This window comes from Dyella sp. 2YAF14, assembly GCF_052114725.1.
In the GTDB taxonomy this organism is placed as follows: Bacteria; Pseudomonadota; Gammaproteobacteria; order Xanthomonadales; family Rhodanobacteraceae; genus Dyella.
In genome coordinates this window covers 253,060-275,840 of record NZ_JBFRFH010000004.1, presented here as the reverse complement: position 1 = coordinate 275,840, position 22,781 = coordinate 253,060, and the positions used below count along the sequence as shown (strand labels likewise).

The 22,781-nt window shown below is 65.7% G+C and carries 10 protein-coding genes; 1 reads left to right on the top strand and 9 read right to left on the bottom strand.

The genetic code is table 11. The features are described 5' to 3' along the window. Positions 1–37: 37 nt before the first annotated feature. The 7 genes from AB4Y82_RS09665 to AB4Y82_RS09635 form a co-directional block, all read right to left on the bottom strand. Positions 38–1,303, bottom strand: a complete 1,266-nt coding sequence (locus AB4Y82_RS09665; protein ID WP_441603189.1) for an O-antigen ligase family protein — start codon at positions 1,301–1,303, stop codon at positions 38–40. Then, positions 1,291–2,397, bottom strand: a complete 1,107-nt coding sequence (locus AB4Y82_RS09660; RefSeq protein WP_441603190.1) for a polysaccharide deacetylase family protein — start codon at positions 2,395–2,397, stop codon at positions 1,291–1,293. Before AB4Y82_RS09660 ends, AB4Y82_RS09665 begins: the two co-directional genes overlap by 13 nt. Beyond that, positions 2,391–3,521 (bottom strand): glycosyltransferase family 2 protein, encoded by a 1,131-nt coding sequence (locus AB4Y82_RS09655; protein WP_441603191.1) that lies wholly within the window; start codon positions 3,519–3,521, stop codon positions 2,391–2,393. The genes AB4Y82_RS09660 and AB4Y82_RS09655 overlap by 7 nt, the downstream gene beginning before the upstream one ends. Before the next feature lie 30 nt (positions 3,522–3,551). Beyond that, complete coding sequence (locus AB4Y82_RS09650) at positions 3,552–9,995, bottom strand: amino acid adenylation domain-containing protein (RefSeq protein ID WP_441603192.1); 6,444 nt, start codon at positions 9,993–9,995, stop codon at positions 3,552–3,554. Further along, positions 9,992–17,242, bottom strand: a complete 7,251-nt coding sequence (locus tag AB4Y82_RS09645) for a hybrid non-ribosomal peptide synthetase/type I polyketide synthase (RefSeq protein WP_441611254.1) — start codon at positions 17,240–17,242, stop codon at positions 9,992–9,994. Before AB4Y82_RS09645 ends, AB4Y82_RS09650 begins: the two co-directional genes overlap by 4 nt. A gap of 35 nt (positions 17,243–17,277) precedes the next feature. Continuing rightward, positions 17,278–18,195: a cupin-like domain-containing protein gene (locus AB4Y82_RS09640; RefSeq protein ID WP_441603194.1), complete on the bottom strand. Its 918-nt coding sequence runs from the start codon at positions 18,193–18,195 to the stop codon at positions 17,278–17,280. A gap of 380 nt (positions 18,196–18,575) precedes the next feature. Next, positions 18,576–19,427 (bottom strand): hypothetical protein, encoded by an 852-nt coding sequence (locus AB4Y82_RS09635; protein ID WP_441603195.1) that lies wholly within the window; start codon positions 19,425–19,427, stop codon positions 18,576–18,578. A 50-nt stretch (positions 19,428–19,477) separates the two neighbouring features. On the opposite strand from AB4Y82_RS09635, the gene AB4Y82_RS09630 reads away from it, so the two are divergent. Then, complete coding sequence (locus AB4Y82_RS09630; protein WP_441603196.1) at positions 19,478–20,323, top strand: J domain-containing protein; 846 nt, start codon at positions 19,478–19,480, stop codon at positions 20,321–20,323. A gap of 106 nt (positions 20,324–20,429) precedes the next feature. On the opposite strand, the gene AB4Y82_RS09625 is transcribed toward AB4Y82_RS09630, so the two are convergent. Both AB4Y82_RS09625 and AB4Y82_RS09620 read right to left on the bottom strand, forming a co-directional pair. Then, positions 20,430–21,830 (bottom strand): TIGR03013 family XrtA/PEP-CTERM system glycosyltransferase, encoded by a 1,401-nt coding sequence (locus AB4Y82_RS09625; protein WP_441603197.1) that lies wholly within the window; start codon positions 21,828–21,830, stop codon positions 20,430–20,432. Positions 21,831–22,016: 186 nt separating this feature from the next. Then, positions 22,017–22,772 (bottom strand): 4'-phosphopantetheinyl transferase family protein, encoded by a 756-nt coding sequence (locus AB4Y82_RS09620; protein WP_441603198.1) that lies wholly within the window; start codon positions 22,770–22,772, stop codon positions 22,017–22,019. Positions 22,773–22,781 lie beyond the last annotated feature (9 nt).

Genomic DNA, 22,781 nt, shown 5'->3' with positions numbered 1-22,781 from the left:
TCCATCGATCCGTGCTTGGACATCGAACGTGTAGTAGTCATCCCGTCGTCCTCAGCAGGATGCTCACCAGGACGAACAGGCCAGCGATGCTGCCGACCGCGGCTGGAATCCAGCGCACGCCGCTTTCGCTCATGCTGAAGGCGGGCAGGCCTTCGACGCGTTGACGGGCGCCGAGATAGAAACCGGTGACGATGGCCAGCACCACGTACAGCACGATCATGTAGCTGCGGCTGAGGAAGAACGCGCATACGAACATGCCGCACAGCGAAAGCAGCAGGGTCAGCGCCATCGGCCGTTCAGCGCTCCATGCCGCGTATCGCTCGGGCTCGGCGGCGGCGTCCGGCTTCAGGCGCAGTACGGCCGCCATCATCCAGAAGCTGTAGCCGATCAAGGCCAGCCACAGCAGGTAGCCCACGAACCCGGTTTCCGCCAGCACCAGCACGAACGAGTTGTGCGCGGTGAGATGGTTGTAGTCGGTGAAATTGCCCGGACCCACGCCGAAGATCGGGTGGTCCTTGAACATCTGCAGACCTTCGTACCACGCGTCCACGCGGCCGTTGGCGGATTCTTCGCCGGCATCGAGTTCCTGCATGCGCGAGGACAACATCTTCATCGCCGCCAGGCCCAGCGCGCCGAGGACCCCGGCAACCACGAGGCCGCGGCGATACCAGATATACGCACCGATCACGACCAGCACGCCAAGCATGGCGCCGCGGGAATTGGTCAGGTAGACGCCGTACAGCAGCGTGAGAATGCAGGCCAGCCAGCACAGTTTGCCGATGAAGCCGGCGCGCTTGTACAGCAGGCTGGCCATGGGGAACACGGAAACGAACAGCATGCCCAGGTCATTGGGGTCGTTGAAAATGCCCACGTACTGGACGCGCCCATCCTCGCCGATGGGGATGCCGGTCCAGCCGACGCCGCTGTGGGCCTGGCCGATGCTGTGCAGCGCGAGCAAGGTAGAGCACAACACCATCACCGCCATCAGGATAAGGATGCGACGCTGGGTAGTGCATGCCGCTGCAATCATGAAAAAAGTCAGCACGATGGGGCCGAACTTGCCCATCTCTTCCTTCACCCCGCCGAGCCAGCCGTTGGCGACCTCCGATACCATCAACACCACGAAGAAGGCCAGCAGAATCCCGTACTGCGGTGCACGCGCCGTGCGCAGTCCGGACGCCAGCCACGCGGCAAACGCCAACACCAACACCACCGGCAGCACCGGCAGGCCGATCAACGCGGGAATGTATTCCTGCGGTCGGACGATGGTGAGTACGACGTAGAAGAGGATCAGTGGGAACATGATTCGTCGGTCGTGGCCAGATGAGCGGGTGTCGGGTAGCCGATAAGGCCGGGCAAGGTGAGCAACGCGGCGAACCACGCCTTGCCGTAGTAGCGCTCCACCGCGATGCGATTGAGCGAGTAACGATTGGCCGCCGGCTGCAGGTTGGTGCCGCTGATATAGCTGCAGGCCAGGTCGAAACCCGCGTCGCGGGTCACTTCGATCACCTGCTGGTCGAACGCGCGGTTGCTGCCCACCGGGTAGGACATCAGCAAAGACATCGGCCCCAGTTCGCGCAGCAGCGCGTTGCGCGAGTCGAACACTTCGCGTTCGAGCTCCTCGCGCGGAAGCTTGGACAGCATCCAGTGATTGACGCCATGCGAGCCGATTTCCAGACCTGCCGCGCGCATTTCACGCAGCTGGTCCCAGTTCATCGGGCGGCAGTCGGCGGGATAGGCATGGTCGGACGGCATCTGCCACTCGCGTTCGAGGCGACGGATCATGGCCGCCTGTTCGATCGCGCTGATCTCTTTCATATGGTCGAGCACGTTGCCGGCGAGTTCGCGGCGTTCGGCGCGCGTCGCCGGCATGGGTACGTCCATGCCCAGTTCCGGCAAGGTCAACCGATCTGTCTTCGCCAACAGGATCATGTGGACGAGCCAGTCATAGGCGTACGGCCGGCCGCTGTCGATGTGGCCGGTCGAGATGAAGAAGGTCGCGGGGACGCCCAACTCCTTGAGGATGGGGTAGACGATGCGGTAGTTGTCGTCGTAGCCGTCGTCGAAGGTGATCACCACGGCGTCCGGCGGCAGCGCATCACCGGCCTGGATCGCGGCGGCCACATCGGTTAGGCGCATGGGCCGATAGCGTTCCTTGACCAGCTGCATCTGCTCGCGGAATTCCTCCGGCGTGGTGCTGATCAGCTCCATGTCGAACTCGTACTGATCCGGATCGGGCACCGGCATCACGCGGTGATAGGCGAGAATGCGCAGGTCCTTCTGCCACAAGGCGCGCATCTTCTGCAGCGGACTCAGCAGGCCAGTGTTGTAGCAGAGCTCACCGAGGCGCTCGCGGATGCCGACGGTGCGCGCTTCGTTCGAAGTTGGGCTCACCATAAATGTTCCCCCCGGCTCCGCGCGTAGGCGATGGAGGCCTGCGCGGCGTATAGATTGAGATAGAAGAAGGCGACCACCAGTTGCACGGGCAGCCAGCGTCCGGCATGCGGACGGGCCCGCTCAATCGGCACCAGGCCCATACACAACAGCAGAACCACCAGCAGAGCGCCATACGCCATGTGGTGACGTGCGAGATAGGCCGTCGAAAGCAGGAGCGAGAGGAGCAGCCACGGCGCCAGCAGGCGCAGCAGCTTGTGGCTTACGAACTGGAACCACAGCGGATTGCGTGCCGGTGAAAGCAGCCATGGCGCGACATCGGCGAGCTGGAAGCAGCCCACCATGGCGCGCATCCGGCGTGGCTGCTCGTCCAACGGCAGTTGAGCGGTTTCGCCCCAGACCACGGCACGCGGTTCGAACACCACCCGGCGGCCGGAGGCGGCGACATCCATCGGTATCAGCACGTCGTCCAGCAGGGTGTCCGGCGGCAGCGGCTTGAACAGCTCGCTGCGCACGGCATACAGCGCCGCGCATACGCCGATGGACGATCCGCAACGGCTTTCCGCGTGGCGGATGAATTTCTCGTAGTGCCAATAGGCGCTCACCCCTCGCGCAAAGGTGCTACTGACGTTCTCCAGCTCCAGGCTGCCGCTGACCGCGCCCACCCTGGGATCGCCGAGATTGCTCACCAGTTCGCGCAGGGCGAGTGGCGAGAGCTTGTGCTGCACGTCGGTCATCAGCAGCACTTCGCCGCGTGCCGTGGACACGGCATCGTTGAGGCATAGGGCCTTGCCCCGCGACACGGGGAATTCCAGGACTCGCACGCGGGCATCATGGGCATGGCGGACGAGTGCAGCGGTGCGGTCCTTGCAGCCGTCGCAGGCCACGATGATCTCGATGTATTCCGGCGGATAGTCGAGCGCGCGCAGGTTCTTCAGCTTGGCCCGGATATGCCGCACGCCGTCGCGCACCACGATCACGATGGATACCGTGGGCAGGATGGGTTGCTTGCGCACGGGGCGTTGGGCCAGCTTGCCCCACAGCCACATGATCAGCGGGTAGCCGGCGAAGATGTAGAGCAGCAGCCAGAAACTGGCTGTACAGATGAAGATTGCGATCGTCGTCACCTCGGTTCCCCTGTCACCGATATGCTGCTGTCACCGCCGCCCGAACAATTGCCGCAGGCGTCCGCCCAGCGACGCCGCCTTGCCCGGTTCCGTGAGATCGCCTTCAGGCAACGCAGCCGCCAACGTGGCAAGCGGACTGGTGGCCACGTCCAGTAGATTGAGTTTCACGCCGGTTTCCTTGCGCACCTGCGTAACCATTTCGATGGCCAGCAGCGAGTGGCCGCCGATATCGAAGAAGTTGTCGCTGGCACGCACGTCGTCGGCGCCGACCAGGCGGCACCAAAGCTCGCCGAGGTAGCGCTCGCGCGGATCGTCGCTGGCACTGACACCGGGCTCGGCGTCCACTGGCGAGGCGCTGTGCAGCAGTGGCGGCGGCAGTGCCTTGCGATCGGTTTTGCCATTGGGTGTGCGTGGCAGTGCCGACAGGCGCACCAGGTGCTGCGGCTGCATGTAGCTGGGCAGGCGTGCAGCCAGTTGGGCTCGCAACTTGGGCCACAGCTGCTCCTCGTCCTCGTTGCACACGGCATAGAGCACGAGGCGCTCATCGTTCGGCGCGATGTCGCGCACGACCACCACGCAGTCAAGTACGCCCGGCTCGGTGCGAGCCACGGCTTCGATTTCGCCGGGCTCGATGCGGTAGCCGCGCAGTTTCACCTGGAAGTCGATGCGGCCCAGATGTTCCAGCGTGCCATTGGCGAGCCAGCGTGCGCGGTCGCCCGTGCGATAAAAGCGGGCGCCGGGGGCGTAGGGATCGGCCGGGAAACGTTCGGCGGTCAACTCATCGCGATGCAGGTAACCCAGCGCAACGCCATCGCCACCGATGCACAGCTCGCCCGGCACGCCGATCGGGCAATGCTGGCCATGCTCGTCCAGGATATGAATGGTGGTGTTGGCAATCGGTGTGCCAATCGAAATGCCGCGCTCGGGATGTTCCACGCGCCAGCAGGTGGACCACACCGTGGTTTCGGTGGGGCCGTACATGTTCCACAGTTCGCAGCCGCGCGCGAGCAAGGACTCGGCCAGATCGGCCGAGAGCGGCTCGCCGCCGCACAGCGCATGGAAGCCATGCGGCGGCTGCCAGGGCGTTTGCAGCAACAGGCGCCAGGTCACCGGGGTGGCCTGCATCATGGTGGCGGCGTGGGTGCGCAGCAGCTGTTCGAGCGCGTCGCCGTCGGTGGCTTCCTCGCGTGTGGCCAGCAGGATTTCGGCGCCCACGCTCAGTGGACCAAACAGTTCCAGCACGGCGATATCGAACGACAGCGTGGTCACGGCGAGCAAACGGTCGTCCGCGCACAGGCCCGGGCGTTGCGTCATCCCAGCCAGGAAATTCACCACCGCGTGGTGCGCAATCGCCACGCCCTTGGGACGTCCGGTGGAGCCGGAGGTGTAGATCACATAGGCGACAGAGCGGCCATTGTGCGCGGGATCGGCGGGCAGGCGTGTGGTGGGCAGCGCATCGAGTTCGTCGGCCGCCTCGTCGAGCAGCAGGCGAGAGGTGCCTTCGCTGTCGATGCGGCTGGTCATCGCCGTTTCGGTCACTAGCACGCTGAGATTCGCATCCTGCGCCATGTACGAGAGGCGGTCGGCCGGGAACTCCGGGTCCAGCGGCACATAGCCTGCACCGGTCTTGAGCACGGCAAGCACGGTGGCGAGCATGTCGATGCCACGGGTGAGCGACACGCCCACCAGGGCGCCGTGGCGCGCGCCGCGCGCGCGCAGGGCGTGCGCGATGCGGTTGGCGCGTTGATCGAGCTGACGGTAGCTGAGCAACTCACCGTCGCAACGGATGGCGTTGCGCTCCGGGGCCAGATCGCATTGCTGCTCAAACAAGCTGTGCAGCGCGACATCGGGAACGTCCAGCCGGGTTTGATTCCACTCGGCCAGCAAGGCGCTTTCATGCGATGGCAGCAGGTCGAGGCGTGCCACGGTGCGCGCCGGATCGGCCAGCGCGGAAGCCAGCAGCGTCTCGTAGCAGTCGCGGAAACGTGCTGCCGTGCGCGCATCGAAAATATCGCTGTTATAGGTGATGCCGCCGAGCAGGCCGTGTTCCTGCTCGAGGAACCACAGGCCGATATCGTCGGCGGCGCCGCGCTGGAACACCGGCAGGTGCTCATGGGCCAGCTCGCCCCACGACACGATGCGACGGCGCGCGTCCTGGAAAGAGAACATCGCCTGCGAGATCGGCGGGCGGCTCTCGTCGCGTGCCAGACCCAGCGAGAACACCAGCTGCTCGAATGGCACATCCGGATGCGCAAAGGCATCCAGCACCACCTGGCGCACCTGGCGCAGCACGTCGCGGAACGGCGCTTGGGGATCCACTTTCACCCGCAGCGGCAGCGCGTTGACGAACAGTCCCATGATGCCTTCAGTCTCTACCCGATCACGGCCGCGGACCGGCGTGCCGACGATCAGGTCGCGCTGTCCGCCAAGGCGATGGAGCAGCACGTAGTAGGTGGCCAGCAGCACCATGAAGGGCGTGGCTTCCTCGCGTTGGGCAAGCGTGTGTACGGCGGCCGCGCGTTCGGCAGGAATGCGCACCCATTCGGTGGCGCCGGCGCCGGACATGCGCGCCGGGCGCGGGCGGTCGGCGGGAAGTTCCAGTGGTTCCAGTGCGCCGTCCAGCGTCTTCAGCCAGTGCGCGAGTTGCTGTTGCACGTTGTCGCTGCGCATCCAGTCGCGGTGCCAGGCGGCGAAATCGCTGTACTCGACTGTCAGCGCAGGCAGGCCTTGGCTCTCGCCAGCACAGCGGGACACATAGGCGCGCGAGAGATCTTCGTACAGCAGATCGAACGACCAGCCGTCCCACACGATGTGGTGGGCCATGAAATAGAACACGTGGTCGTGTTCATCGATACGGAACAAGCGCGCGCGATACAGTGGCGGCCGGGTGAGATCGAAGGGTACGGCGATGTCCTGCTCCAGCGCCTGGCGAATGGCGTCCAGACGCGCATCGGCGGGCAGGTGGGTCAGATCCTCCAGCGGCAGCTCCGGCAGCAGCCCGGCGTGAATACGCTGGACGCCACCGTTCTCGCCGGCTTCAATGGAGGTGCGCAGCGCCGGCTGGCGCTGCACCACGTCGCGCAGCGCCTGGCGGAAGGCATCCACGTTCATCGGCCCGCGCAGACGATGCGCCGAAGGTGTGTTGTAGACCACGCGCCCGGGATGCAGTTGTTCGAGATACCACAGGCGCTGCTGCATGGACGACAGCGGCGCGACCTGACGATCGGCAAGGCGCGGGATATCCACGGCAGCCGCAGCGCTGGCAGGCGCGCGATGGCTATCGATGGTGTCGGCCAGGCCCTCGATGGTCGGCGCATCGAAGAGCGTGCGGAAAGAGAGCGCGATGCCAAACTCGCGATTGAGCCTCGCGGTCAATTGAGCCGCGAGCAGCGAATGGCCGCCCAGCGCAAAGAAATTGTCGCGCACATCCAGCTCGGGCAGCGCAAGCACCGCTTCCATGGCGCAGGCGACGCGACGCTCAGTTTCGGTTTGTGGCGCACGACGGTCCCGGCGCGCTTCGGCGACGGGTTGCGTGGGCGCGGGCAATGATTTGCGATCGATCTTGCCATTGGGCAGCAGCGGTATCGCGCTCATCGCCACGAAGTGCTGCGGGATCATGTAGTCGGGCAGGCGCTGGCGCAGGGGAGGGCATAGATCCACCGTCTCAAGATCCACGCCTTCTGCAGGCACCACATAGGCCACCAGGCGCACATCGCCGGGGCGATCCTCGCGCGCCATCACCACCGCGCGTGCGACTTCAGGCAAATCAGTGAGTGCGGTTTCGATTTCGCCCAGTTCGATGCGGTAGCCGCGGATTTTCACCTGGAAGTCGAGGCGTCCCAAGTGTTCCAGCTCGCCCTTGGCCAGCCAGCGGCCACGGTCGCCGGTGCGATACATGTTCGCCTGTGCGTCGCCGGTGAAGGGATCGGGGATGAAGCGTTCGCTGTTGAGCTCGGGACGGTTGAGATAGCCCAAAGTGACGCCGTCGCCGCCGATATAGATTTCACCGGGCATGCCCAGCGGGCAGGGCGCGCCCGTTTCGTCGAGCACGTGCACCGTGGTGTTGGCGATCGGACGGCCGATGGTGATGCCCGAACGCGGATGTTGCGCGCGCCACAACGTGGACCACACCGTCGTTTCGGTGGGGCCATAGGCGTTCCACAGCTCGCCGCAACGGGCCAGCAGGGCTTCGGCCAGATCCAGCGGCAGCGGTTCGCCGCCTGCGATCGCCTTGAAGCCGGCGTGGCCTTCCCAGCCCGATTCCAGCAGCACGCGCCAGCCCGCGGGCGTGGCCTGCATCATGGTGGCGCCGCTGCGTTCCACCAGCTGGCGCAACGCGGAGCCGTCGCGCACATCGTCGTGTCCAGCCAGAACCACCGCTGCGCCCACGCTGAGCGGGAGCATCAGTTCGAGGAAGGCGATATCGAAGGACAGCGTGGTGACCGCAACCAGCCGGTCGTTCTCATGGATGCCCGGCTCGCGCTGCATGCTGCTGATGAAATTGGCGGTGGCGCGATGAGGTACGCGCACGCCCTTGGGCTTGCCGGTGGAACCGGAGGTGTAGATCACATAGGCGACGGATTCGCTCGTGGCCGAGCGCTCGTCGCGCACCAGGCGCTCGGCGCTCATGGCATCGATAAGCGCGGCGTCGCGTTGCAGCGACAGCACGTTGGCCGCTGGGAAGTCGAAGATGGCGGAAGCTTCGTCGTCGACGACCAGGGCAGCCAACGCGGCGTCCTGAGCCATGAAGGCGAGGCGTTCGGCAGGGAAGCCCGGGTCCAGCGGTACATAACCCGCGCCCGATTTCAGCACGCCCAGCAGTGCAGCGATCATGTCGCTGCTGCGCGCCACCGACAGGCCGACCAGCTGGCCCTGGCCCACGCCGCGCTCGCGCAGGACGCGCGCAATGCGGTTGGCTCGAGCGTCCAGCTGCGCATAGCTCAGTGAGGTGTCGCCGGGGATGGCAACGCGTGCCGGGGCACGATCCACCTGCTTCTCGAAGTATTCGTGCGCGAGCTGCTCGGCGGGATAGGCCGAGCGCATCGGTTGCAACGCCATCAGCGCGGCTTGAGCCGACGGCGACACCAGGCCCAATGCATTGCCGGCGGCGTCGGGTGTGCCGATGGCCTGGCGCAGCAGCGTGGCATAGGCATCCAGCCACGACTGGATCGTGGCCGGTTCGAAAAGATCCCGGTTGTACTGGCATTCCAGGCGTATGCCGGCGGGCAGCTGCACGGCATTGACGAAGAGCTCGAAGTTCTCGAAGACGCGCGGATTGCCCGCAAATTCGAACGACAGCCCCGGGAAGCTCACGGTGCGCTCGTCGAGCGCCTGATCCAGATTGAACAACACGCTGGCCAGCGGCAGCCGGCCCGGATCGCGCGGCAGAGCCAGTCGTGCGAGCAGGCTGCCTAGCGTGTATTGCTGATGGTCAAACGCGTCGAGCAGATCGCCGCGCACCTGCTTGAGGCTATCGGCGAACGGTGCGGAGGTATCCATCATCACGCGCAACGGCAGCACGTTCACGCAGTGGCCCACCAGCTGATGCTGACCACCGGCCGCCTGGCCGGCGGAAGGAATGCCGATGACTACGTCGTCCTGCCCACTGAGGCGCTGCAGCAACAGACCGAACGCCGCGAGCAATGTGGCGTACAGACTGGCGCCACGTTGTGCACCCATGCGCTTGACGTCGGCCACCAGCGAGGCGTCCAACAGCAGGTCTTCGCGCAGCGAATGGAAACTGCGCTGGCGCGGACGCGGATGATCGGTCGGCAAGTCCAGTGAGGGCGTTGCGTTGGCGAAGCGGGAGATCCAGTACGCCTCGGCAGCTTTGCCTTCCGCGCTCTGCGTGTGTTCGGCTTCGGCCAACGCATAGTCGGTAAACGGATCAGCTGGCCCCAGCTCCTGTCCCATGCCCACTTGCTGCGCATACAGCGCGGCAAGATCGCGCACGATCACGCCGAACGACCAGCCATCGCAGACGATGTGGTGCGCAGTGAACACCAGCAGGTGTTCCTGCGAGGAGAGTTCCAGCAGCTCGGCGCGTACCAGCGGGCCGTTGTCCAGGTCGAACGGTTCGCTGACCACGCGGATCAGTGTGGCATCGATCTCGGCCTGCTGTTCGTCCGGCCCCAGCCACGACAGTTCGCGCAGCGGGCAGGGTAGATCCTGTTGCGTGGCGATGCATAGTTCGCTGCCGTCATTGGCAAAGGCGGCGCGCAGTGCCTCATGGCGTTCCACCAATTGCTGCAAGGCAGTCTGCAACGCCTCGACGTTGAGATCGCCGTGCAACCGCAAGGACACCGACTCGTTATAGGCCAGCGAAGCTTCCGGCTCCAGCGTGGAAGCAAGCCACACCTCGCGCTGCGGCGCGGTAGCCGGCGCAACTCGCGCCAGCGTGGCACCCGCAAACGGATCGTAGTCAACCGCGATCGCGTCGGCATCGGGCAGTTGGGCAGGCTCGTTCGGGTTCATGCATTGACCCTCATGAACTTGCCCGGCACGTCGGGATTGGGCACGAACCACGCGGGGTTGCCGTCCTGATCCTTGCCCAGCCGCGCGCCGACCACCGGTGGGCGGTTGGCGTCGATGGCCAGCGCTTCCACGCGCTTGTTGCGCGGCAGGAATTCCGCTTCCTGCATTTCCAGCACCGATTCCTTGTACGCCTTGGCGATGGCCTGGAAATCGTGTTCGGTGTGAGCGGTGGTAAAGAAGCAGGGGAAGTTGTCCAGCATGTGGATGCCGCGACTGCGGATCATGGCGAACAGCAGGTCCTGCAGCGGATGGTCTTCGGTGAAGTTGGTCTTCCACACCGAGGCGAAGTGCACCAGTTGCAGCGGCGCACCGACGCTGGCGCAGAACGCATTGAGCTCGTCCATCAGCAGGCTGGTGCGCGCGTTGAGGCGCTCCTGCAGGGCGGCGCCGTTCTGCTTGAGATGGTTGAGCACGGCATGCGCGGCCGCCAGCGCCAACGGATGGCGCACGAAGGTGCCGGCGAAATAGGTGACGCCCACGGTGGGAATGGAGGCATCGCCGTACTGCCAGCCGCCGCCGTCCAGCGCATCCATGTAGCGACGCTTGCCGGCGATCACGCCGATCGGGAAGCCGCCGCCGACCACCTTGCCGTAAGAGGCCAGGTCCGCATCGATGCCCAGCACGTGCTGCGCGCCGCGCGGATGCGAGCGGAAGCCGGTGACCACTTCGTCGAAGATCAGCAAGGCGCCGGCATCGGCAGTGATCGCACGCAGCTCCTTGAGGAAGTCGCGCGGCTGGAAATCAGGACGACGGCTCTGCACCGGCTCCACCAGTACGGCGGCGATGCTCGACGCGCGCTCGCGGATGATCTGCAAGGTTTCCGGCGTGCCGTATTCCAGCACCAGCACGTTTTCGGAGGTATTGCGCAGGATGCCCGGCGCGGCCGGCACGGAGCGCAGCTTCTTGCTGCCGCGCACGATCACTTCATCGAAGATGCCGTGGTACGAGCCGGTGAAGATCACCAGCGTGTCGCGACCGGTCACGGTGCGGGCGATGCGGATCGTGCCCATCACGGCTTCCGAGCCGGTATTGCACAGCGCGGCGCGATCGAATCCGGTCAGCTCGCATACCTGCTCGGCCACTTCGCCGGCCAGTGGATGCTGCGGGCCGATCTCGTAGCCAGCATCGAGCTGGCGACGCACGGCATCGAGCACGAAATCCGGCTGCCAGCCGAACAGGTTCATGCCGAAGCCGTTGAGTGCATCGATGTATTCGTTGCCGTCCAGGTCCCACACCTTGGAACCCTTCGAGCGGTTCACCACGATCTGGTAGATCATTTCCTTGAGCAGCGGACGGAAGCCGTTCACCACGCGCGGATCGGCCAGGTGATCGCGGTGACGCTGGGTGTATTCCTTCGAGGCGCGCGTACGATCGATATAGCGGCGCATGAAGGCTTCGAGGCGGGCGCGCTGGCGGTCGCTCAAATCCGTTTGATTGGAGTGGATGCGCGCAATCGCGCCGAAGGCCTTCTTCACATCGTAGGTGGTGTGGGCGAGCGCGGCCTCCTCGTCCTGCGCCGGCGCCTGGGCCTGCGCGGCCTGCGCCGTGGCTGCCACGGGAGCGCTCTGCACGGGCGCCGCAGCAACGGCGTGCACGGGTGCGGCAGCCGCCGGCACAGCTGCGATGCTTGCACCGGCGAGCAGCGCCAGTTGCTGCTGCATGATCTGCATCTGTTGCTGGATCAGGTCCTGCACGATATTGCCGGTGGCGGCAACCTGCATGACCGGCGCGACGATGGCGGCGGGAGCCACGGTCGCGCCGGCTGCAGCGGGAAGGGCGGGTGTGGCCGGAGCGGAGGCATCCGGCGGCAGCATCTGGTCGATATGCATGGCGAGGCGCTCGAAGGAGGAAAACGACTCCATCAATTCGCGGAAGGTGATCTTCAACGCGAAGGTCTTCTGCAGTTGCAGCGCGACCTGGGTCAGCGAGAGCGAGTCCAGGCCCAGTTCCACGAAACCCGCACTGGGATCGACGCCTTCCAGCTCGCTGCCGGAGACATCCTCGAACAGCTCGGTGAGCTGTCCGAGCAGGCGGGTGTGACGGGCCGAGCCGGCGTTGGCGCCGGAAACGTTGACATCCATGGTGAGCTCCACAACGGGTGCAGGCGTAGGGGCAAACAACGAAACGACGTTGTCGGGGATAGCGGGCGGGGCGACGGCAGCCGCAGCTGCGGCCTCGACCCAGTAGCGTTTGCGTTCGAACGGATAGGTCGGCAGCAGCACGCGGCGACGATTCGCGCGGCGATCCAGGGAGCACACCGCCACAGGCAGGCCGGCGCACCACAGCTCGCCCATGGCGGCCACCCAGGCCGCGCGCTCCACCGATTCGCTGTCGGCGAGGCTGGATACGATCTGATGCTTGCGGCTCGGTGCGTGCTGGCGTGCGAGCGTGCTCAATGCGTTGCGCGGGCCCGCTTCGATGAAGACACGCGGCTGGTCGCCCAGCTGACTCAGCAGTGCAGGCGAGAAGCGCACGGTGCCGCGCAGATGGCTGGTCCAATAATCCGGCGACATGGCCTCGGCGGCGCTGAGCGGCTCGCCAGTCAAGGTCGAAATGATGGTGATCGAAGGTGCGGCTAAGGCGATGCGCTCCACTTCAGTGCGGAATGGTTCGAGCACCGGATCCATCATGGCGGAGTGGAAGGCATGCGAGGTTTGCAGCACGCGGCAGGCCACGCCGTCGGCTTCCAGCTGCAGGCGGAACGCGTCGACTTGCGCGGCATCGCCGCTGACGACGCTGGCGTTGGGACTGTTTTCTGCCGCCAGTTGCAGTGCATCAGGCAGACGGGTGCGCAGCGCATCGGCACCGAGGCGCACCGACAGCATCGCGCCCGACGGCATGGCCTGCATCAGGCGGCCGCGGCGAGCGATCAGGCGTGCGCCATCGGCCAGGCTCATCACGCCGGCGATCACGGCGGCGACAAACTCGCCTACGCTATGGCCGATCATCGCCGCCGGCACGATATCCATCGACAGCCAAAGCTTGGCCAGCGCGTATTCGATCGCGAAGGTAGCCGGTTGCGTCAGCGAGGTTTCACGCAGGGCGGCCGCATCGCTATCGAACATCCGCTCACGCAGATCAAAGCCGAGTTCGCCGCGCAGCGCTTCCGCACAATCATCGATGGCGGCACGGAAAGTGGGTTCGCTCTCGTACAGCGCTTTGCCCATGCCGGCGTACTGCGAGCCCTGGCCCGGAAACAGGAACACGACTTCCGGCGCGGGCTTGGCTGATTCACGTACGTTGGATGCGGACAGCTCGCGCAGACGTGCGGCAGCCTCTTCGGCGTTGCTGGCAACCACACAAGCGCGGTGGGCAAATGCCTTGCGACCGTGCAGCAAGGTGCTGCTGACGTCGCCGAGGTTGATATCCGGGTTCGCGGCCAGATGTCCGGCCAACTTGGCGGAAGCGGCAGTGACGGCAGCTTGCGTGCGACCGGAAAGGAACAACAGCTGCGGACCCTCGGCCGCATCCGATGGCGTCATCGCCGGCGCCTGCTCCAGGATCACATGGGCATTGGTGCCGCCCACGCCAAACGAACTGACGCCGGCGCGCAGGGGCTGCTCGCCGGTCGGCCACGCGCGCAGCGCATCGTTGACGACAAAGGGCGAGTTGGCAAAGTCGATCTTCGGATTGGTCGCCTGCACATGCAGCGACGGAGGCAGCACGCGGTCGCGCAGCGATAGCGCGGTCTTGATCACGCCGGTGGCGCCGGCGGCAATCACGGTGTGGCCGATATTGCTCTTGACCGAACCAATGGCGCAGTAGCCGCAGTCGTCGGTGTGCTGGCGATACGCCGTGGTAAGGCCTTCGATCTCGATCGGATCGCCGAGCGGCGTCGCGGTACCGTGGGCCTCGACATAGGAAATGCTGCGCGCATCGACGTCGGCATCGGCCAGCGCCATGGCGATCACGGCTGCCTGACCTTCGCTGCTGGGCGCGGTAAAGCTCGCCTTGCCGCCGCCATCGTTATTGATGCCCATGCCGCGGATCAGCGCGAGTACCTGGTCGCCATCGCGCTGTGCGTCCGACCAGCGCTTGAGCAACACCACGGCGGCGCCATCGCTGAACACCGTACCCTGCGCGTCGGCGTCGAAGGTGCGCGTGTGCCCATCCGGCGACAGCATCGAGCCTTCCTGGGCGACATAGCCGCTGCGAGGCGGGCAGGTGACCGACACGCCGCCGGCAATCGCCATCTCGCACTGTCCGGCGCGCAGGGCCGCTACCGCCTGGCAGATCGCGACCAGCGAGGTCGAGCAAGCGGTGCTTACATTGACCGCCGGACCAGTGAGGTTGAGCTTGTGCGCCACGCGGGTGGCGAAGAAATCCTTCTCGTTGGCCAGCGATACCAGGAATGCGCCCAGCTTCTCGATCAGGTCCGGGCGATGCGTCAGGTGATGCTGGAAGTATGTGGCGTGATACATGCCGCCAAACACGCCCACCGGCGCGTCGTGGCGATCGGGCGTGTAGCCGCCGCGCTCCAGGCACTCCCAGCACAGCTCCAGGAAGATGCGCTGCTGCGGGTCCATCAATTCGGCTTCGCGCGGGGAGATGCCGAAGAAGGCGGCGTCAAAGTCCTCGACGCCATCGATGATGCCGCGCGCCGCGACGTAGGCCGGGTCGTTGCGCATCTCGGCAGGAATGGATGCGTCCAGTTCCTCGCGGCTGAAGTGCGTGATCGATTCGCGCCCCGCACAAAGATTGGCCCAGAACGCTTCCACATCGGCTGCACCGGGAAACCGACCCGCTGCCGCGATGATGGCCACCGGTTCACCGGCATCGCCCTGGCGGCCGCGTGACAGGCGCGAAGCGAGCGCCGACTTGTTCGCGCGCCCATCGATCAGCGATGCCAATGCGACGGGCGTGGGATCGGCGAAGAAGGCAGGGATGGTCGGCGCCTTGGAAACAGTGGCGTGCACGCGTTCCATCAGGCGAACGGCCAGCAACGAATTGCCGCCGAGGTCGAAGAAATGGTCCAGCCGGCCGACCTGGTCGATCTCCAGCACCTCGGAAAACAGCGCGCAAAGCTGCTGCTCCCGCTCACCCAGCGGCGGCGTGTAACGGTCGGCGAGCTCAGGACGGCCACGTCCGGGCGCGGGCAAGGCGCGGCGATCGAGCTTGCCATTGGTAGTGACCGGCAGGCTGTCCATGCGCACATAGGCCACGGGCACCATGTAGTCGGGCAGCGTTTGCGCAAGCTGCGCCCGCAGCGCACGCGCGGTCACGGCGGCATCCTCGGCCACGAAATACGCGACGAGCCGCTTCTGGCCCGGCTGGTCCTCGCGCGCGAGCACGGCGCTGGCGCGCACGCCGGGCAGGTTCTGCAGCGCGGCTTCGATCTCGCCGATCTCGATGCGGTAGCCGCGGATCTTCACTTGGCCGTCGATGCGCCCGATGAAATCGATGACGCCTTCGGGCAGCCAGCGCACCAGATCGCCCGTGCGATACAGGCGGTGGTCGCCACCCGCGAACGGATCGGCAACAAAGCGCGCCGCGGTCAGTTCCTCGCGCGCCATATAGCCGCGTGCAACTCCTTCGCCACCGATGTAGAGCTCGCCGATCACGCCCGGCGGTACCGGCTCGCCACGTGCATTGACCACGTACAAGGTGGTGTCGGCGATGGGGCGGCCGATGGGAATGGCGCGCAGCGAGGCATCCAGCGGATTGGGAAGCCGGAACGTGGTGGCAAACGTAGTGCATTCGGTGGGGCCGTAGCCGTTGATCAGCGTGGTGCCCGGCAACAGCGACTGCGCCTTGCGCATATGGGCGACGGAGAGTGCTTCGCCACCGGTGAGCAACTGTTCCAGGCCGTGCAGGTGGCTGCCATCCTCATCGATGATGGCGTTGAACAGTGCGGCAGTGAGCCAGGCGATGCGCGCCTCGTGATGGCGGATGGTGGCGGCCAGACCCGCACCGCTGGGCACGCGTTCGCCATGCACGATGCACGTGCCGGCATGGAGCAGCGCACCCCAGATCTCGAACGTGGCGGCATCGAAGCCCAACGGCGCCGCATGCAGCACGCGGGGACTTTCACCGAAGTCCACATAGCGTACGTCGCGCACCAGGCGGATGATCGAGCGATGACGGATCTCCACACCCTTGGGCGTGCCGGTCGAGCCGGAGGTGTACATCACATAGGCGAGCGCATTGCCGTCGATGGCGGGCAAGGCCACATCGTCGCCGGATTGCATCAGGGCCGCGATATCCAGCACGGTCGCGGCCATGCCGTCGGGCACGTCGATGCCATCGGCGACGATGACGGCCGCGGCTTGCGCGTCCTGCAACACAAACGTCAGGCGCTCCGCAGGATAGGTGCGGTCGAGCGGCAGATAGGCGGCGCCAGCCTTGAGGATGCCGAGGATCGCCACGATCGCGGCCGGTGAACGGTCCAGCAGCAGGCCGACCGCGGCTCCCGGTGTGACACCCGCATGGATGAGGCCGGCCGCAACGCGATGGCTGGACGCGTGCAATTGCGCATAGCTCAGCGCGCCTGGCGGACCATCCAGTGCGATCGAGTTCGGATGGGCAAGGGCGACATCGGCAAACAGCCCGTGCACGGTGTCTTGCATCCGGCGCGGCATGGCCGTGTCGTTCCAGCCGGCAATCACGCGCTCGAAGGTTTCCTGGTCGAGCGCGTGAATGGATTGGAGCGCATCCTCGTGGGCCAGCGCATGCAGCAGTTGCGACAGCGCGTGAGCAAGCGTGAGCAGCATCGACTCGTCGAATACGGCTGTGTCGTAGTCCAGTTCGATATGGTCGCCGCCGGGCGACAGACTCCAGCGCAGCGGCAACGACGTGTGTGCGGGAGCGTCGTCGCTCCATGCGCCAATGGCGCTGGCCGCGGCGTCCTCAGCCGCTGCGGGCGTGGCATGCGTGAGCAGCCACGCATCCACCGTGCCCTCACTGGGCACCTTGTGGAAGATATTGCCTTGCGCCGTGCCCAGCACGATTTCCGCCTGTCCCGTGAAGCGCGACTCCAGCAAGGCCAGTGCAGCGCGCCGCAGCAGCGCGGGTGCGGCGCCCAGGCGCGCTGCCCGTGCATCGAGGCTGTGCAGTACATCGGCGTCGATCGCCATGCTCAGCCGCTGCACCGAACCCGTGACCGGGACCGGCGTCTGGCGCACCAGTACGTCGAGCAGCGACAGTTCGCTGCTGGCCGACGAGGTTGCTGCGATGTGGTGCTGATTCATGGGCGTTCACCTGCGCGCGCTTGTGGCGCGATCGATCAACCGGCGATGGCGTAGTCCGCGCCGTCCGTATAAGGCTGCTTGCCGAGCGAGCGCCGCAGCCATTCGCGTGTATCGATGGCCGAGCGGAAACCCGCGTGCAACAGGAAGTCGAGCGCTGCGTTCTGCCCCACGGCCGGCGGAGCGATGCCCCAGCCGCGCAGGCGTTCGTGCGCCGCATGCAGCAGGCTGTCGCGGCGGGTGGCGTGGGTGTAGTAGGTGAAGCTGATGGTGACCGAGGCGTTGTCGCCGTTCTCCACCATATGCGGGCTGGTCGAGGGCATGTACGCGCCCTGGCCAGGCTCTAGATGAAAGACCGTGGCGCGCTCGCGCAGGCTGTCGTCCCAGTGCAGGCGGTCGCGCTCGTGGCAGGCGTGGAAGCGATCCCGGGCTTCCTCACTGGCGGCGACCGTGTCGCGGTGATCCCACACGTAGAGCGTCTTGCGTCCGCTCACCTGCAGGATGAAATTGTGTTCCTTGTCGAAATGGAACGGCGTCACCGTGTTCGGCGAGGTGATGAAGATCCAGCCGCCGCGATAGCACATGCCAGGATCGAGACGATCCACGCCGGGCTTCACGTCGTCGAGTACTTCGTCCACCAGCGAGCGATAGGTATCGTCCGTCTGCACATTGAGCAGCGACATCCAGGCCTTGGCCTGCTCGATCTGTTGCAGCGTGCTGGCGGCCGTCATGCGGTTGGGATGGAGCTTGGGCGCCGTATTGAACGGCGTGCCAGGGGTGGCGTCGCTGCTATGCGTACGTACGCGGCCGCGCGATTCGAGGCGCTTGCTCAGCTCCACCAGCGAAGGCAACTGCAGCAGCGGGTGGTCCATCAGGCGATGGCGTATCGGCTGGATACGCCACGGATCAAAACCATCCCAGTCCACCTCAATCAGCCGGTCGGCATCGGCGCTCATGTTGTTTCCCCCTGAACAAGCGTGGTTCGCGTGACTGCGAGGTCTCAACCCATCCGGTGGTCGACGGTCGCTTTATGCAGCGAGGATCGAAAGCCGATCCGTTCACGTCGTGATGGCAATCCCCCGGAGCCTTGTTCCGTTGCCTTGTCATGCAACCGCGCTGATACATCGGAACAGGGCTAGTCTCCGTCGCAGGCGTTTTTGTGTGAATACGCCCTAAGCAGCAGGGCGGACGCAATCAATTACGCCGCACAGCCCCGACGGAATAGGCTGTTAGGGGTAGCCATGCAGCGATGACGCGAGGTCATAAAAACGCACGGCGATGCTTGCACCGTAAAAGTGATACACGCCTGTTACAGGTGCGATCCGTCGCGGCGGTTTCAGGGTGCCTGGAAGGCGAATAGCCAGAGGATGGCGCCCTGTGCCGGCGAGTCGTTCCAGGTCACCGAGTAGGTGCCGGCCTTGTCCACCTGCTTGATCGCCACCGCGCATTGCACACCGCTGTTGGGCGGCAGGTGCAGGTAGCTGTCGATCACCTTGAAGCCGTCGCCGGGGACGGCGCTCATGTTGTAGATGTAGGCCTCGCCCAGCCACACGGCCACCAGCGTGGCAGGCCCGGTGGTGGTGACCGTGCCGCTGGTGAGCGTCGTGTTGGTGGTGTCGGGACCGCCGGTCATGCCTTGCCACGCACGCGTGAGCTTGTTGGCGGCGCGGGCCGTTACGCCGGGCGTGGGGTAATTCTGTGCCACGTCCTGCAGCTTGCCGGCCTGGACGATTTCGATGAACGGAATGGTGATTTCGCCGTTCGGCGAACCGGCTTTGAGCACCTGAACGGTATGGCGTTTGCCGCCATGGGCGCCGATGGCGATATAGGCGCGCGCATTGAAGCGGCCGTCGTAGCCGTTGTACGTGACCGCGTCGCCCACCCGTTTCCAGGTATTGGCATAGCTGTCGGTGGGTTCGGCGTCGTTGTCCGCGTGGCCGGCCACCAGTACCAGCAGCGAGCTGCCGGCATCCTGCGTGTGTATCGCCGAAGTAACAGCCGGCGAGCTGCCGTCACCTTCGGACTGGTTGAGCATGGTGTGTGCGCCAAGCGCGGGCGGGTGCTGCATGGTCGACACCACATCGTCGAGGGTGGCCCAGGCGGGCAGGGCGACAACCAGCAGCATCGCCAGCAGAGCCGCGCGCGCGGGGCGCGCACGCGCAGATAACAAGGAGAAACCTGCGTGCATGGGTGCATTCTCCTGTCGCATTGGATTGATATTGTGATTCGTGATAGGTCGTGTCAAGCTCGGGGTCACCTGTCGAATGGACGGCCAAACGACGCGACAAGGTGACCGGCGCGAGCCACACGCAGTCCTCGCGCAACGATAGTCAGGCGCCATGGTTGGGGACAGTGGTGACGCACGAGACCGATTTTCTCGACCTGTACCGACGGCTGGGTTTGAACCCCGGTTGCGGGCTGGACGAGTTGAAGCAGGCGTACCGGCGGCATGTCGGGGCGATGCATCCCGACCGCCACGCCGGGCGCCCTGCCGACGCGCGCATGGCGTCGCGCCTGCAGCGGCTCAATGCGCAGTACGGCGCGGCCATGGATTTTCATCGCCGCTACGGGCGCCTGCCCGGCGCACCGCAAAGCTCGGCGTTTACCACCATGTCCGGCAACCGCGACCTGTCCGGCACGGTGCGCGAGATGCCCGATCCGTTTGCCGCGCGTCGAACCGCGGCGGCCGCCGATGCCACGCGGCACAGCGAGCCGGCCGCCGGCGGCCGGCGCTCGCACGCCCGACTCGCCATGTTGTTGGTGATCGTGGCGCTCGGCACCTTGGGCTGGGCGATGCATGAGGCCTCGTTGTCTACGTCCGATGGCAACGACGACGACACCAGCGTGCAGGCTGGCACCGGCAGCGTGTCGCACGAGGCCGCGGCCGAGGGTGTCGTCCTGCACGTGGGCATGTCCGCCGCCGATGTGCGTTCGGTCGAAGGCGAGCCGCTCGCCGTGCATGGCGAGCTGTGGGAATACGGTCCGTCGTGGATCCGCTTCGATCATGACGAAGTGGTGGAATGGCATAGCTCGCCATTGCATCCCTTGCACACCGAAGCGCACGCCACCTCGCTCACCCGCTGACGCAGGACCGCACGGGTCGCCAGGCGGCTGCCACACGCGATCTGATGGTAGGTCAGATCTCATCGTGTGCCTCCACCACCCGGCGGCCCGTGCGGTCGATGTTGATTCAACGCGCTCCGCGACCAAACAGCACCACTTCCACCGTCTGGATAAGAATCAACAGGTCCAGCAGCAGGTTGTGATTCTTCACGTAGAACAGGTCGTATTTGAGCTTTTCGGCGGCTTCCTCGACGGTCGCACCGTAGGGGTAACTGAGCTGCGCCCAACCGGCCAGGCCGGGCTTGAGGCAGTGGCGCAGGCTGTAATAGCGGATCTGCGTGGCCAGATCGGCCACGAACTGCGGTCGCTCTGGACGCGGGCCGACGATGCTCATGTCGCCCTTGAACACGTTCCAGAGCTGCGGTAGTTCGTCGATGCGAAGCTTGCGGCTGATGCGGCCGACGCGGGTCACGCGGTCATCGTTCTTCGCGGCCCAGCGTGCAATGCCATCGCGTTCGGCATCGGTGCGCATGCTGCGGAATTTCAGCAGGAGGAAAGTGCGCCCGTGCGCACCCACACGCTCCTGGCGATAGAGGATGGGCTGGCCCGCACCGGATTCGATGGTGATGGCCAGCGCCTCCAGCAGCATCAACGGCCAGCACAGCAGCAACAGCAGCGCCGCCGCACCAAGATCGAAGCAACGCTTGCTCAGCTGCCGCAGCGGCGTGGCATTGAACCCGCCGGAAAACACCAGCCACGACGGATCGAGGATGGTGAGCTGCAGCCGACCGGATTCGCGCTCGAAGAATGAGGTGAGATCGGTGATCGTGATGCCCATCTGGCGGCATTCCAGCAAGTCGTCCATGGGCATATGGCCGCGACGGTCGTCGACGCCCACCACCACTTCGTCGATCTGCTGGCGCAGCACCAGTACATGCAGCGGCAGGTTGGTGCGGATCAGGTGGTCTTCGGGCACGGCCACCGTCTCGTCGATGCGCGGCACATAGCCCACCACGCAGAACCCGCGGCGATCGGTGCGGCGACGCATCTGGTTGTGGATCTGCGCCGCACGATGGCCGGCGCCAAGAATCAGCACGCGGCGCTTCAGCGCCTCCACTTCCACCAGCTGGAGAAACAGCAGGCGGATGCCGAGCACCAGGATGAATCCCAGCAGCAGTGCGATGGCCAACACGCCGCGGCCGACATAGGCCTGCGGTACCACGTAGTAACCGACGACCAGCAGGATGCCACCCAGCACGAAGGCCACGAACTGGCGTGCGAGCAGGCCGAAGCGCGTCATGCGGATATGCGCCTGGTACTGGCCCAGCGCAATCATGCCGATCACCAGGATGCCGGCGAACACCAGCGAGCGCTCGGGCAGGTGCACGGTGAACTCGGCCAGTTCATCGGCGTTGTGCGCGTAACGGATGTAAGTGGCAAGCGTCAGCGACATGGCCAGCAACATCAGCTCGCAGATGCCGAGCAAGGCTAGCCAACGCATCGATTGCCGGCGCAGAAAACGAAGCATCCGATCCCCCTACGTCCCCGAGTATGGCCACGTCCCGTGGCGCAATGAGGAGGCTATCGCGGCGCGTTCATAGGTGTCGATGCAACTTACGGAGGAGCGAAGGCACAGCCTGTTCGGCTGTCTCAGCGCTGTTACATCCACCCGTCCGCTCACGGCAAAGCGCACAAAACCAGACGAAAACTGCAGTCAGACCTGGTGCAACGAATGGCGTGCAATGTCGTCGGCGAGCGCGAGTGCACCCACCCAGCCAACCGGCATAGCCAAGGGAGAGAGACGGCAGGGCGGCACGTCCGTCATGCCGATGGGCGGCGCGATGCCGACGCCGATGGCGGCGTCGATCGAGGACGGTGGCACGCGCAGACCTACCCCAAATGCCTTGAGCAGAGCTTCCTTGCGCGTCCACAGTTCGAGCAGTGCCCGCGTGCGCGCCTCACCGTCCAGTGTGGCGATCGCCGCCGCTTCCGCCGGGGTGCACAGCACGCCGGCGATGTCATGGAGGTTGGTGCGCGGCGGGAATCCTTCGATATCCACCCCGACCGCTGCGCCTTGCGCGATCGCCACCGCCACCATGGTGCCGCTGTGACTGAGGCTGGTCACCAGGCCGGTGCCGGGCAGCAAGGGCTGCCCGTTGGGTGAGCGCGACAGCTCCACCAGCGCGGGATCGATGTTCAGCGTGATGCCTAGCGCCACCCGCCAGTAGGCATGCGCGATGGTGTAGGTGTCCTGGTCCAGCGCGTGGCGAAAGCGCACGGCGCGCGCAGCTTCCGGAGGCGACAGCAGACTGGCTGCCTCGTTGCGCAGCTGCCACCACGGGGCGCTGTCGAACACGATGACGCGTGCCTCGTCCGCACTCGGCGGCGCGAAGCGGCAGGCGCGCAGCGAGGCCGCGACGCGGTGCGTGAAGCGCGAAAAGGTGGCCTGGCGAAGCATGGTCGCGTGCATTCCGTTGTC